Annotated in this window: 11 protein-coding genes; 2 read left to right on the forward strand and 9 right to left on the reverse strand. The window is 70.2% G+C overall.

The genetic code is table 11. The features are described 5' to 3' along the window. Positions 1 to 50: 50 nt before the first annotated feature. The 5 genes from BM085_RS31985 to BM085_RS32005 form a co-directional block, all read right to left on the reverse strand. Entirely contained in the window at positions 51 to 956 is a 906-nt protein-coding gene (locus tag BM085_RS31985) for an ACP S-malonyltransferase (RefSeq protein WP_093890548.1), read from the reverse strand. Positions 957 to 1,073: 117 nt separating this feature from the next. Further along, positions 1,074 to 2,255, reverse strand: a complete 1,182-nt coding sequence (locus BM085_RS31990) for a PucR family transcriptional regulator (protein ID WP_245789825.1) — start codon at positions 2,253 to 2,255, stop codon at positions 1,074 to 1,076. Positions 2,256 to 2,425: 170 nt separating this feature from the next. Continuing rightward, positions 2,426 to 2,911 carry a DUF350 domain-containing protein gene (locus tag BM085_RS31995; RefSeq protein WP_093890550.1) on the reverse strand — a complete coding sequence of 162 codons (486 nt, stop codon included), beginning with the start codon at positions 2,909 to 2,911 and terminating at the stop codon, positions 2,426 to 2,428. Between the two features lie 15 nt (positions 2,912 to 2,926). Further along, positions 2,927 to 4,087: a glutathionylspermidine synthase family protein gene (locus tag BM085_RS32000; RefSeq protein WP_093890551.1), complete on the reverse strand. Its 1,161-nt coding sequence runs from the start codon at positions 4,085 to 4,087 to the stop codon at positions 2,927 to 2,929. A 10-nt stretch (positions 4,088 to 4,097) separates the two neighbouring features. Next, entirely contained in the window at positions 4,098 to 4,526 is a 429-nt protein-coding gene (locus BM085_RS32005) for a hypothetical protein (RefSeq protein WP_245789822.1), read from the reverse strand. Positions 4,527 to 4,641: 115 nt separating this feature from the next. On the opposite strand from BM085_RS32005, the gene BM085_RS32010 reads away from it, so the two are divergent. Continuing rightward, positions 4,642 to 5,343, forward strand: coding sequence for a helix-turn-helix transcriptional regulator (locus tag BM085_RS32010; protein WP_093890553.1), 702 nt, complete (start codon positions 4,642 to 4,644; stop codon positions 5,341 to 5,343). A gap of 42 nt (positions 5,344 to 5,385) precedes the next feature. Here BM085_RS32010 and BM085_RS44815 read toward each other — a convergent pair whose 3' ends face one another. Further along, positions 5,386 to 6,360, reverse strand: a complete 975-nt coding sequence (locus BM085_RS44815; RefSeq protein ID WP_177245375.1) for a LysR family transcriptional regulator — start codon at positions 6,358 to 6,360, stop codon at positions 5,386 to 5,388. An 87-nt stretch (positions 6,361 to 6,447) separates the two neighbouring features. On the opposite strand from BM085_RS44815, the gene BM085_RS32025 reads away from it, so the two are divergent. Continuing rightward, positions 6,448 to 7,926 carry an MFS transporter gene (locus BM085_RS32025; RefSeq protein ID WP_093890555.1) on the forward strand — a complete coding sequence of 493 codons (1,479 nt, stop codon included), beginning with the start codon at positions 6,448 to 6,450 and terminating at the stop codon, positions 7,924 to 7,926. 125 nt (positions 7,927 to 8,051) lie between these two features. Here BM085_RS32025 and BM085_RS32030 read toward each other — a convergent pair whose 3' ends face one another. From BM085_RS32030 to aceE, 3 genes are all read right to left on the reverse strand, one after another. Continuing rightward, a complete protein-coding gene (locus BM085_RS32030; protein ID WP_143121156.1) occupies positions 8,052 to 8,468 on the reverse strand; it encodes a hypothetical protein in 417 nt (138 codons plus the stop codon). Between the two features lie 372 nt (positions 8,469 to 8,840). Continuing rightward, positions 8,841 to 10,409: an alpha/beta hydrolase gene (locus BM085_RS32035; protein WP_093890557.1), complete on the reverse strand. Its 1,569-nt coding sequence runs from the start codon at positions 10,407 to 10,409 to the stop codon at positions 8,841 to 8,843. An 88-nt stretch (positions 10,410 to 10,497) separates the two neighbouring features. After that, entirely contained in the window at positions 10,498 to 13,245 is a 2,748-nt protein-coding gene (gene aceE, locus BM085_RS32040) for a pyruvate dehydrogenase (acetyl-transferring), homodimeric type (protein ID WP_093890558.1), read from the reverse strand. Between the last annotated feature and the right edge of the window lie 212 nt (positions 13,246 to 13,457).

Genomic DNA, 13,457 nt, shown 5'->3' on the forward strand with positions numbered 1-13,457 from the left:
CTGCGGAGGCCGCTCGTGCCTCGTGGACCGCCGCGCTCACCGCACCGGCTTCACGCCGATCCACTGAGAACCCCGCGGGCCGCGTCCAGGTCGTCGGGGGTTTTCAGAGCGACGGTGGCCACCCCGCGCAGGGCTCGTTTGGCCAGGCCGGTGAGGGTGCCGCCGGGGACCAGCTCGATCATCGCGGTGACGCCCCGGTCGGCCATCGTGGCCATGCAGGCGTCCCAGCGTACCGGGTTGGCGACCTGGTTGATCAGACGCTCCACGAACTCGGCGCCGCTGGTGACCGCCGCGCCGTCCGCGTTGGACAGCAGGGTGGTGGACGGGTCGCCGGGTGTGATGCCGGCGGCGGCCTTGCGCAGGTGGTCGACCGCGGGGGCCATGTGCACCGTGTGGAAGGCGCCGGCCACCGAGAGCGGGATCAGCCGGGCCCGCGCGGGCGGCTCGGCCCTGAAGGCCTCCAGCTGTGCCAGCGTGCCACCGGCCACGATCTGCCCGGCCCCGTTGATGTTGGCCGGGGTGAGACCGTGCCCGGCGATGGCCGCCAGTACGTCCTCCTCGGCGCCGCCGAGGACGGCGACCATGCCCGTCTCGGTGACCGCGGCGGCCTTGGCCATGGCCTGGCCGCGCTCGCGGACGAGGGTCAGGGCCTGCTCGGGGGTGAGGACTCCGGCCAGGGCGGCGGCGGTCAGCTCCCCGACGCTGTGCCCGGCGACGATGGCGGGGGAGGCCCCGAGGACCTCCGCCACGGCCAGGCCGGCGGCCACGAGCAGTGGCTGGGCGACCGCGGTGTCACGGATCTCGTCCGCGCCGGCGGTGGTCCCGTAGGCGACCAGATCGAGGCCGACCAGGTCTGACCAAGCGGACAGGCGATCGGCCAGACCCGGTATTTCGAGCCATGGGGCGAGGAAGCCTGGGGTCTGGGCGCCTTGGCCCGGAGCGACGATGACGAGCACGAAATCCAGCCTGCCCTGTAGGAGTCTGCTACCCGGATAAGGATACGAACGAACTTTATCCACACCTTTTTGTAGGAAGCCTACAGCGGAGGTTTCGCCGAGGTTAAGTAAGGACCTCTAGGTCACGATTGTTTCGGACAGGCGGCCGAGGATGAGTCCCACCTGCAGGGTGAAGGCGGAACGCCCCTCCGTGGGCTGGTATCCGGTCAGCTCGGTGATCTTACGCAGACGGTAGCGCACCGTGTTCGGATGCACGAAAAGCAGCCGGGCCGTGGCCTCCAGGGAGGTGCCCTGTTCGAGGTAGGTCGCGAGCGTGTCGAGAAGCGGCGTGCCCACCAGCGGAAGGTAGACGTTCTCCACCAACTGGCTCCTGGCGTCGGCGTCCCCGTCGATCGCGCGCTCGGCCAGCAGGTCCTCGGCGTGGACCGGCCGGGGCGCGTCCGGCCAGCCGCCGGCGGCCCGCAGGCCGGCGATCGCGGCCCGTGCCGAGCGCGCGGCCGCGTGCAGGTCGTTCACCTCGGGCCCGATCACGATCGGCCCCGGACCGAAGCGCGGCACCACGTGCCTGGCCGCGGCGCTGACGCTGTCGGCGCCGCCCACGATCACGATCAGCCGGTCGCCCTGGACCCCCGCCAGCATGTCCAGCCCGGACCTGCGGCCCCGGTCGCGCAGCCCGTCGATCACCGTCTGAGGGTCGTTGTCGGGCGTCTGCCCGGCCAGCACGACGACGGGGGAGGAGATCCAGCCGAGCGCCGCGGCCCACGAGTGCAGGCCGTCGTCGACCTCGCCCCGGACCAGCGCGTCCACGATCAGCGCCTCCAGCCGCGCGTCCCAGGCGCCCCGCGCCTCGGCCTCCCGCGCGTAGACCTGGGCGGCGGCGAACGCGACGTCGCGGGTGTAGCGGAGCATCGCCTGCTGGAGCTGGTCCTCCCCGCCGGGCGCGGCCAGATCCCCGGTCTGCGCCTCGACCACCTCGACCACGATCCGTACGATGTCCACGGTCTGCTGCAGCGAGATGGAGCGCTTGAGCTCGCGGGGGGCGGTGCCGAAGAACTCGATGCTGGGGGTCGGACGGCCCTCCCCGGCGTGCTGGAACCACTCCACGAACGCGGCGATCCCCGCCTGGGCCACCAGCCCGACCCAGGACCTGTCCTCGGCGGACAGGGCGCGGAACCACATCAGCCGGTCTTCCATCCTCGCCATGGCGGCCGTGCCCAGCGTGCCCATGGCCCGCTCCAGCCTGCGCGTGGTGTCCTCCCTGACCCGGTCCGGGTCGGGCTCCCTCCTGGCGGGCTCCATCCCGCCGGGCTCGACCACGACGTCGCTGTGTCTGCTGCCTCGCTCGTTCCGCTCCCTCACGTCACTAAGAGTGCCAGGTCGCATGAGATGCGCCAGCCGCGGCGCCGGACAGGGTACGGGCTCTCGTTCTGTACGGTTCCGCGCACGGCCGGGCGCCGGAGGACCTCCGCTCAGATGACGGCGACGGCGGTGATCAGACCGATGACCAGGTGGGTTACCGCCAGCAGGCGTGCGCCGGGCTGGAGTTCGGGCTCGCTGACCAGGGCACGGACCGACATTCCGGCGATCTTGTCGAAGGCGATCATCGCCACCGTCTGTACGGCGATGCCCACCAGGCCGAAGACCGCGGTCGCGAGCAGGCCCTCGTGCAGGGCCCCGCCCGAGGACCAGATGGAGGCCGCGACGATGAGCCCGACGGCGGCCAGGCCGGAGGCGGTGAGCAGGGTGGCGTTGGGGTTGCGGTCGGACTTGATCAGGTGGCTGAGCTTGCCGGGGATGGCCATGTCGATCACGTAGAAGCCGATGATCAGCAGGATCACGCCGAGCGCGGCGTAGGCGGCGATGGCGAGCGCGCCGCGCCCAAGGGTCTCGGCCAGTGAGATCGTCTCGACGCCGATCGGGCTCGGGAGCGGGACGGGCTGGGGGGTGAGGGTCATGTGGTTCTCCAGGGTTCAGAGTTCGATGCGGTGCGGGACGAAGGACGACGTGTCGTCGGTGATGAACCCTGAGGTCTCACGGATGCCGACCCCGGCCGCCTCGTCGTGGATGATCCAGGCGCCGAGCACGGGACGCCAGCCGTCGAAGACGGGCAGCGGCTGGAACTCCTGGTAGACGTGACCTTCGGCGCCGTAGCCGCCGGAGGTCTCGACGCGGTCGCCCGGGGTGACGATCCGCATGTTCGCGCCCTCCCGGCCGAGCAGGGGCTTGGCGATGTGGGAGGCCATGTCGCGGGGGCCGTCGAGGTAGGCCGGCAGCAGGTTCGGATGGCCGGGATACAGCTCCCAGAGCACCGCGAGCAGCGCCTTGTTGGACAGCAGCATCTTCCAGAGCGGCTCGATCCAGGTCATCGAGACCTGCTGGCGCACCGCGCGGGCGCCGAACGGGTCGGCGACCGCCCACTCCCACGGGTACAGCTTGCAGAGCGAGCGGATCACCCGGCGCTCCATGTCGACGAACCGCAGGTTGAGGCTGTCCCAGCCGATGTCCTCCATGGCCACGGCGATCGTCTTCAGCCCCGCCTGGTCGGCGGTCTCCTGGAGGTAGGCGAGGGTCATCGCCTCCTCGCCGGTCTCGTCCATGTTGGTCCAGGCGAAGTGCGCCGGGCCGGTGGGCAGCCCGGCCGCTATCTGCTGCCACCGGTCGATCAGCCGCTCGTGGATGGAGTTCCACTGATCGTCGTCCGGGTAGCGGTCGCGCAGCCAGAACCACTGCACGACCGAGCTCTCCAGCAGGCTGGTCGGGGTGTCGGCGTTGTACTCCAGCAGCTTGGCGGGGCCGGTCCCGTCGTAGCGCAGGTCGAACCGGCCGAACAGGTGGGGGTCGCTCCGCTCCCAGGAGCGGGCGATCTCCGGGGCCGCCCATTCGGGGATGGCGAAGTCGGCGTAGCGGCTGTGCGCGACGACGTATTCCACCGCGTGCAGGCACATCCGGTGCAGCTCCTCGACCTGGTTCTCCAGGTCGAGGACCTCGTCCATCGTGAAGACGTACTGCACGCTCTCGTCCCAGTAGGGGCGGTCGAGGCCGTCGGGGTGGGCGGAACGGTGGTAGGCCAGGCCGTGGCTCTCGATGATGCTCTCCCAGCCGTCCCGGGGGAGTGAGGTTTCGCGTCTCATCTGTCCGGGCTCAGCTCCCGCTGCCCCAGCCGCTGCGGCCGCCGAAGCCACCGCGCTGGATCACGGTGCCCTTGCGGCTCGTGATCTGGACGTCCGAGGGGCGCATGGTGGTGCCGTGCGTGATCCGCGCCCCGGACCGCACGCCTCCGTAGTACCAGCTGTAGGCGCCGCGGGAGCCGTAGTAGTGGGCGTGGTCGTCGTCGCAGTAGTCCTCGTCCACGACCGTGTAGGACCCGTCCGGCTCGAGGCTGTTGACGTCCACGCAGTCGGCGCCGACCTCTTCGTAGTCGTCCTGGGCGGAGCAGTAGCCGATGAGGAGCAGCGATACGACGCCGATCCCGGTCAGCGTGATGACCGTGGACGCCTTCACACCCGAGGACTTGGGGGCGGGCGTGCGGGGAGGTGGTCCTGCCAGTGGGTGTTTCGGTCCTGCGGCCATCGAACTCCAATGAGATGTGTCGCCACAGGCTATCGATGCTGTTTTGTCGGTTCAACCGCGCTAAAGGGATCGGTACTCACGGAGACTGTCGGTATCACCGCGTAACGTCACAAGTGTGAACCGTACCGATCGGCTTTACGCTCTGGTCGAGGAGCTCCGCGCGGTCTCGCCCCGGTTCCGGTCGGCGCGTGAGCTGGCCGCCGGGTTCGAGGTGAGCGTCCGCACGGTCGAGCGTGACATCTCCGCGCTCCGGCAGTCGGGGGTGCCCGTCTACGCCGAGCCCGGCAGGCGCGGGAGCTACGCCTTCGACAGGAGCGTGTCCCTGCCCCCGCTCGACTTCACCTCGGCCGAGGCGATGGCGGTGGCGGCGGCGCTCGAACGCGCGGGGGACCATCCCCTCGCCTTCCACGCCCGCAGCGCCCTGCGCAAGCTGGTCGCGGCGATGTCGCCCGCCAAGGACGCCGGGGCCGGGGAGCCGGCCTTCCGGGTGCACCCGGTCGTCGAGCCGGAGCCGTACCCGCGCGCGTCGCGCGTGATCGAGCAGGCGCTGCTCCACCGCAGGGTGCTGCGGATCGAATACGAGGACCGCAAGGGCCGGATCACCAGGCGCGAGGTGGAGCCCGCGATCTTCGTGGGCGGCCGCGGCGGCCACTGGTATCTCGTGGGCATGTGCCGGCTCCGGCAGGACGCCCGGGTCTTCCGGCTCGACCGCATCGGCTGGGCGGAGGAGACGGAGGAGGTCTCGCCCGAGCAGCCGCCGGAGCGCTTCGCCCCGCAGATCCCCCACCTGCTCGCGGACGCCCCGGACCTCGGCTGAGAGCGCCGGCGCGGTCCGTAGCGGATGGCCATGGATCGGTGGTCATCGGCCCGGCGGGGAGGCGTCGGAGGCGGCGGTCCGGTCCTCGGCCGGCAGCCAGTGCCGGGCGGGGTCGTAGCGCAGCCATCCCTCCCGCCGGGCCGTCGTGGCGGCGGTGCGCAGCAGCCGGGCGAGGAGCGGGTGGCGGTTGTCGTGCCGCCAGACCAGCGACCACGGGTAGAGCGGGGTGGGGTCGACCAGCGGGATCAGCGCCGTGGCCGGGACATGGGCGGTCTGGACGTCGGCGTCGATCAGCCATACGTGATCGGGGTGTGCGTGGATCTGTGCCACCACCTGGTCGAGAGTGGCGACCGCCGGGCCGATGGTCAGGGGGATCCGGAAATGGTCGCCGAGCGCGCGCAGGTAGCCGTCCAGCTCGGTGGCTCCCGCGAGGGCGGGTGTCCAGATCCCCTGGGGACGCAGGTCGGCAGGGCGCAGCGTGGGCCGTGCGGCCAGCGGGTGGCGTTCCGACATCAACGCGTGGAGGGGTTCGAGCCGCAGGAGCCGGTGTGCCAGGTCCTCGGGCCAGGGGTGGGGAAGACCGTGCACCCGCCCGAAGGCCACATCGATCTCGGCGCGCTGCAGAGCTGACAGGGCGGTGCCCAGGCTGTGCCGGGTGCTCAGCTCCAGCGGCAGGTCGCCCAGGTCCGTGATCAGCTGGCGCAGCAGGGCGGAGGCGGCGATCGGGCGGAAGGTGTCGAGCCGCAGGGGTTGCCGGCCGAGCTGCGCCGCGGCCACGATCTCGTCGGCGACGGCCAGGGCCTGCCGCGACAGGGGCAGCAGCCGCCGTCCGAGGTCGGTCAGCTCGACGACGTGATGGCCGCGCACGAACAGCGGCCCGCCCAGGGTGGCCTCCAACCGCCGGACGCGGTGGGACAGGGCCTGCTGGGTGAGGAACAGGCGGCTCGCGGCCCGGCCGAAGTGCAGCTCCTCGGAGGTCGTGACGAAGGCCTGGAGCTGGCGGAGATCGAGATCCACCCCAACAAGCTGCAGTGACAAGCGTTGCTTGTCAAGAAGGCGAGTCGTTGTTGGACGCCACGGGACGCAGGCGTTTGAGTGGATCACATGGATGAGGACGTCCGGTCCCGTGGGCCGGTTCAAGACTCGGCCGGTACGGCGGCCGCGGCGGATCCGCGCCGCTGGCGCGCGCTGGCGGTGCTGGCTCTGGTGCAGTTCATGTTCACCGTGGACAGCTCGATCGTGAACGTCGCGCTGCCGTCGGTGCAGCGGGAGCTGGGGGCGTCGACGGCGGATCTGGCCTGGGTGGTCAACGCCTACGTCGTGACCGCGGGCGGGCTGTTGCTGCTCGGCGGGCGGCTGGCCGACCTGTGGGGGCGGCGCCGCATGTTCCTCGTCGGCACGGCGGTGTTCGCGGTGGCGTCGCTGACCAGCGGCATCGCCGCGAGCACGGGGATGCTGGTGGCCAGCCGGTTCGGTCAGGGGCTCGGGGAGGCGCTGGCGGCGCCGGCCGCCCTGTCGATGATCGCGTTGATGTTCGCCGACAGCCGTGAGCGGGCCCGTGCCCTGGCGATCTGGGGAGGGCTGAGCGGGCTGGGCGCCACGGCCGGAGTGCTGCTGTCCGGGGCGCTGACCGAGCTGGCGGGCTGGCGCTGGGTCTTCTTCGTCAACCTGCCGGTCGCCGCGGTCGCGTTGCTCCTCACGCCCCGCCTGGTGGCGGCGCGGCCCGGTTCCGGCGGCCGGCGGGTGGATTGGGCGGGCGCGGTGCTCGTCACCGCCGGCCTGATCGCGCTCATCGCCGGTCTGCTCGCGGCCGGCCACAACGGGTGGACCGCCCCCGCCGTCCTGGTCCCGCTGGGTGCGGGGCTGGCCGCACTGGCCGGTTTCGTCGCCGTGGAGGCGAAGACCGCCGAGCCGCTGGTGCCGCTGCGCTTCTTCGCCAGCCGCGTCCGCCTCTCGGCGAACCTGGCGACGATCACGCTGACCAGCGGGATGGCGGCGACCATGTTCCTGCTCACCCTCTACATGCAGAACGTGCTCGGCTACCAGCCGCTGGCCACGGGGCTGGCCTACCTTCCCTTCTGCGTGGCCTTCCTCGGGGGCCTGATGGCCTCGACCGCGCTGACCGCCAAACTGGGCACCACGGGCACCATCGGCGCCGGTCTCCTCCTCAGCGCCGTCGGGATGGTGTATCTGGCGCTCCGCATGTCGGTCACCAGCGGCTACGCCGCCGACCTGCTGCCCGCCACGGTGATGATCGCCGCAGGGCTGGGGATCGCCTTCCCCACGCTGCAGAACGCCGCCCTGCAGGGGGTGACCGACGACGACGCCGGGCTCGGCTCCGGGGTGCAGACGACCATGCAGCAGCTGGGCAGCGCCCTCGGCCTGGCCGTCTTCACCGCGATCGCGATAGGCCGCACCGGAGCGGCGCTGGCCTCCGGGGACTCCACCCCGGCGGCCGCCGTCAGCGGCTACCAGTGGGCCTTCTCCGTCGCCACGGGGGCGCTGGTCCTCACCGCCCTGCTGATGCCGCTGACCGTCCGTACCGCGCGGGAGACCGGCGACAGGACAAGCGCCGGCGGATGATCGTGATGTCCGGCCGGCTCGGTCACCGGCCGGGCGGGGTCCGCTCCGCCGTCACCGGGAGCCGAGCCGGGCGGGCGGCGCGGTCATGGCGCGGGCCCTGCCGCGCCTCAGGGCCCTGCCGCGCCTCAGGGGCGCTTCCCGGCGCCGGGTATCTGTTCGCGGCAGGCCTCCATCGCCTTCTTGCTCTGCGGAGTGCCCAGCTCCATTCCATTTCCGGTGAAATGAACCTTTCCATGGGAGAATTCGGGATCGGGTACGTCGACGCCGTTCTCCCGCATGCACCGGGCGAACCCCAGAAAGGCGCCCTGAAACTCCGGGTCGGTTACCGTTTTCTTCACCGGGCCGGTCGGGCTGTACTCATCGCAGGCCCTGGACGCCCTGTCCAGATTATTCTTGTTGATTTTCCCGCGGATCACGACGGCGCCGCCACCCGGTTCCGGATCGGGCATGTCGACGCCGTTCTCCCGCATGCACCGGGCGTACTTCAGACCGTCTGCCTGGGGTGGCGTGGACGGGCGGGCCGACGTCGTCGTGCCCGTCACGGAGGCGACCCTGTCGCTCCCGGCCGGTCCGCACGCCGTCAGCGCGGCCAGGGAGGCGATCGCCGCCGCTGCCATAACTGTTCTCATCGTGATTTCCCTCCTGTCGCCACAGGTATAGCGGGAACCCTGTTAAAAACTCTTCAAACGAATCCGTTCGAACGGTCTCTGTCTCCGCGCTCTGCGAGAAGCGAGTGATCTTCGCCGTTCCGGTGCGTAATACTTGGGAAAAGCGCGTAAAGGGGCGCATGTGAGGGGCCGGCAATGCCGGAGATCAGACCGCTGCGGCCCGGGGATCCGCCGCAGCCGAAGAGCCGCACACTCAAAAGCGGGCAGGGCGTCGGCCCTGCCCGGTCATGATGAGGGGCGGAGTGCTCAGGACGCGGGGCAGGTCGTGTCCTTCGGGGGAGTTTTCCCGTCGAGCAGGTAGCCGTCGACGACCTTCTTCACGCACGTGTCGCCGGACAGGTACGCGCCGTGGCCCTCGCCCTTGTAGGTGACCAGCACGCCGCTCCCGAGCTCCGCGGTCATCCTCGGCGCCCACTCGTACGGCGTGGCGGGGTCGCCGGTGCCGCCGACGACCACGATGGGCGCCGAGCCGGTGGCGTTCACCTTCCTGGCCGCGTCACTGCCCGCAACCGGCCACACCCGGCAGATGGTCCCCAGCCCCGCGCTGCCGAACAGCGGCGAGATCTTCAACGCCGCCTTCTCGATCTTGGCCAGTTCCTGCGGGGTGGGCCGTTCGGCGGTGTCCGCGCAACTGATGGCCGGGAAGCTGCTCATGAGGGTCGAGTAGGACCCGTCGGGTTTGCGGCCGTTGTAGCTGTCGGCCAGGGCCATCAGGATCCGGCCGTCGCCCGTGAACCCCTGGCCCAGGGCCTGCTCCAGCAGCGGCCAGCTCAGCTTGGAGTACAGCGCGGCGGCGATGCCGGTGCCGGCCAGTCCCTGGGTGAGCTTGCGGTCGCCGACCTGCAGCGGCTTGTCCCTCAGGTCGGCCAGGAAGGTGTCGACGTTCTTGTTCGCGATGGTCACGTCGGCGCCGACCGCGCACTCGCCGGGACCCTTGACGCAGTCCTTCAGGAAGGACTCGTAGGCGTTCTGGAACCCGGACGTCTGGACCAGCGTGCGCTGCGCCAGGGTGACGCTGGGGTCGAGCGGGGCGTCCAGCACGAAACGCCCCACGTTCTCGGTGAACTCGGTGGCGTAGACCGCGCCGAGCTGCGTGCCGTACGAGATGCCGAAGTAGTTGAGCCGGTTGTCGCCCAGGGCCTCACGGAGCCGGTCCATGTCACGGGCGGCGTTCACCGTGCCGACGTGGGGCAGGACCTTGCCCGAGGTCCGCCGGCAGGCGTCGGCGAACTCCTTGATGATCTTGTCCATCTCGGCCTGCTCCGCCGGGCTGGTGGCCACGCTGTTCATCGAGGTGAACCTGTCCATGATCCTGTTGCCGCCGCACCGGACGCCGTCACTGCGCTCCACCCCTCGCGGGTCGAAGCTGACCAGGTCGTAACGGGCGCGCAGGGTGCCGAAGACCTTGACGGCCTGGGCCAGGGTGTCGACACCGGACCCGCCGGGGCCGCCGAAGTTGAAGACCAGGGAGCCGATCCGCTCACCGGGACCGGTGGCCTTGGCCCGGATCACCGCCATGTCCACTGTCCCGCCGGCGGGCTTGGCGTAGTCGAGGGGAACCTTGAGCGTCCCGCACTGCAGGTTGGGGTCGGGCTTGGCCGGAGCCTGACCGTCGGGACGCTCGATGTCGGTGCAGGGGCCCCAGTCGATCGTGCCCGACGGCTGCACCGAGCCCTGTGCCGAGCTCTGGACGGACCCCGGCGTGGAGGGACCGCCGGCGGCGCCGTACCCGCTGGGCGCGGCGCCGCCGCCGCAGGCGGCCAGCGCAGTGGACAGGACCGCCGTCACGGTGGCGGCCGTCAGGATTCTTCGCACGGAGTGCTCCCCTCGTACTGTTCGCCGGGGGGAGCGATTCAACACTAACCGGACGGGGCCTTCCAAAGAAGGACCCGCCCGGCATAGATCACAGCCCCATGGACTGAGTGTCGTTGCTCTCGGCGCCGCCCGCCTCGGTGACACCGTTCTTCAGGTGGTACTTGGCGATCGCGTCGTTCAGCACCGCCGAGTCGAGCTCGCCCCGCCTGACGAGCTGGGTGAGCACGGCGAGCGTGATCGAGGCCGCGTCCACGTGGAAGTGGCGGCGCAGCGCCGACCGGGTGTCCGACAGGCCGAAGCCGTCGGTGCCGAGCGAGGTCCAGTCACCCGGAACCCACTGGGCGATCTGGTCCTGCACCGCGCGCATGTAGTCGCTGACGCCCACGAACGGCCCCTGGGCCGCCGACAGCGCCTGGGTCACGTACGGCACGCGCTGCTCGGCGTCGGGGTTGAGCAGGTTGTGCTCCTCGGCGGCCAGCGCCTCGCGGCGCAACTCCGCCCAGGAGGTCGCCGACCAGACCTCGGCCGCCACGCCCCACTCCTCGGCCAGCATCCGCTGGGCCTCCATGGCCCACGGACCGGCCACGCCGGATACCAGGATGTTGGCCTTCGGACCCTGTACGGCCGGCGCCGCGGCGAACCGGTAGAGGCCCTTGAGCAGGCCCTCCAGGTCCAGGTCGGCCGGCTCGGCCGGCTGCGGGTAGGGCTCGTTGTAGACGGTCAGGTAGTAGAAGACGTTCTCCGGCTGCTCGCCGTACATCCTCCGCAGGCCGTCCTTGACGATGTGGGCGACCTCGAAGCCCCACGACGGGTCGTAGGACACCGCCGCCGGGTTCGTCGAGGCGATCAGCGGGGTGTGGCCGTCCTCGTGCTGCAGGCCCTCACCGTTCAGCGTGGTGCGGCCGGCGGTGGCGCCGAGCAGGAAGCCCCGGCCCATCTGGTCGGCGAGCTGCCACATCTGGTCGGCGGTGCGCTGCCAGCCGAACATCGAGTAGAAGATGTAGATCGGGATCATGTGCTCGCCGTGCGTGGCGTAGGCCGAGCCCACGGCGATCGTCGAGGCCATCGAGCCCGACTCGCTGATGCCCTCGTGCAGGATCTGACCCTCGGTCGACTCCTTGTAGGACAGCAGCAGTTCGCGGTCCACGGCGTCGTAGGTCTGGCCGTGCGGCGAGTAGATCTTGGCGGTCGGGAAGATCGCGTCGAGGCCGAAGGTGCGCGCCTCGTCCGGGATGATCGGCACGAACCGGTGGCCGATCTCCTTGTCGCGCATGAGGTCCTTCAGCAGCCGGACGAACGCCATGGTGGTGGCGACGTTCTGCTTGCCGGAGCCCTTCTTGAGCTGCGCGTAGGCGGCGTCGCCCGGAAGCTTGACGGGCTTGGCGCGGATCACGCGCTTGGGCAGGAAACCGCCCAGGGCCGCGCGGCGCTCCTTCATGTATTCGATCTCGGGGTCGTTCTCGCCCGGGTGGAAGTAGGGCGGCAGGTCGCCTTCGAGCGCGGAGTCCGGGATCGGCAGGTAGAGCCGGTCGCGGAACTCCTTCAGGTCGGCCTTGGACATCTTCTTCATCTGGTGCGTCGCGTTGCGCGCCTCGAAGTCCTTGCCCAGCGTCCAGCCCTTGATGGTCTGGGCGAGGATGACCGTCGGCTGGCCGACGTGCTCACGGGCCGCCTTGTAGGCCGCGTAGACCTTGCGGTAGTCGTGGCCGCCGCGCGACAGCTTGCGGATGTCCTCGTCCGACAGGTGCTCGACCATCTTGCGCAGCCGGGGGTCGCCGCCGAAGAAGTTCTCGCGGATGTATTCGCCGCTCTCGACGGAGTAGGTCTGGAACTGGCCGTCGGGGACGGTGTTCATCTTGTTGACCAGCACGCCGTCGACGTCGGCCGCCAGCAGCGGGTCCCAGTCACGGCCCCACACGACCTTGATGACGTTCCAGCCGGCGCCCCGGAAGTAGGACTCCAGCTCCTGGATGATCTTACCGTTGCCGCGCACCGGGCCGTCGAGACGCTGCAGGTTGCAGTTGATGACGAAGGTGAGGTTGTCGAGCTCCTCGCGGGCGGCCAGGCCGATCGCGCCGAGCGACTCCGGCTCGTCCATCTCGCCGTCGCCGAGGTAGCACCAGACATGGCTGCGGCTGGTGTCCTTGATCTTCCGGTTCAGCAGGTAGCGGTTGAACCGGGCCTGGTAGATCGCGCCGATCGGACCGAGACCCATGGAGACCGTGGGGAACTCCCAGAAGTCCGGCATCAGACGCGGGTGCGGGTAGGAGGGCAGGCCCTTGAAGCCGTGCGACAGCTCCTGCCGGAAGGCGTCGAGCTGGGCCTCGTTCAGGCGGCCCTCCAGGAACGCCCGGGCGTAGATGCCCGGTGCGGCGTGGCCCTGGATGAAGACCTGGTCACCGGACTCGCCGTGGTCCTTGCCGCGGAAGAAGTGGTTGAAACCCACCTCGTAGAGCGACGCGGCCGAGGCGTAGGTCGCGATGTGGCCGCCGACGTTGGTGCGGGCGTTGGCCCGGGTCACCATGACGGCCGCGTTCCACCGGATGTAGGCACGGATCCGGCGCTCGACGTACTCGTCGCCAGGGAACCAGGGCTCTCGCTCCGGGGGAATGGTATTGATGTAGTCGGTGCTGCGCAGGCCGGGGACCCCGACCTGGTTCTCGCGGGCCCGCTCCAACAGGCGAAGCATCAAATAACGGGCTCGAGTGCGACCTTCCGTCTTGATGACGTTGTCGAGCGACTCGAGCCACTCCTGGGTCTCGCTGGGGTCGACATCAGGGAGCTGGCTGGGTAGGCCGTCGCTGATGACCGAGAAACGCTGGCGTCCGGAAGCCACTGGGTCTCGCCTTCCGAGGATGGACTTTTGTCTGGTGTAGGTCGTCTTCCATCCTGGTCTCTTACCCCGGAAAGTGCATCTCTACTGACCGGTAACCAGGAGGTCCCTGCTGGCAGGGGCGTGTAAGTGGCCTAGACCACCGATGGTAGGACGAATAGCCACCAAAGGTTACATCCACGCCCCTTCTTTCTGGAGGGCTGGGCCGTACGAAT

It is taken from the genome of Streptosporangium canum, assembly GCF_900113865.1.
Taxonomy (GTDB): Bacteria; Actinomycetota; Actinomycetes; order Streptosporangiales; family Streptosporangiaceae; genus Streptosporangium; species Streptosporangium canum.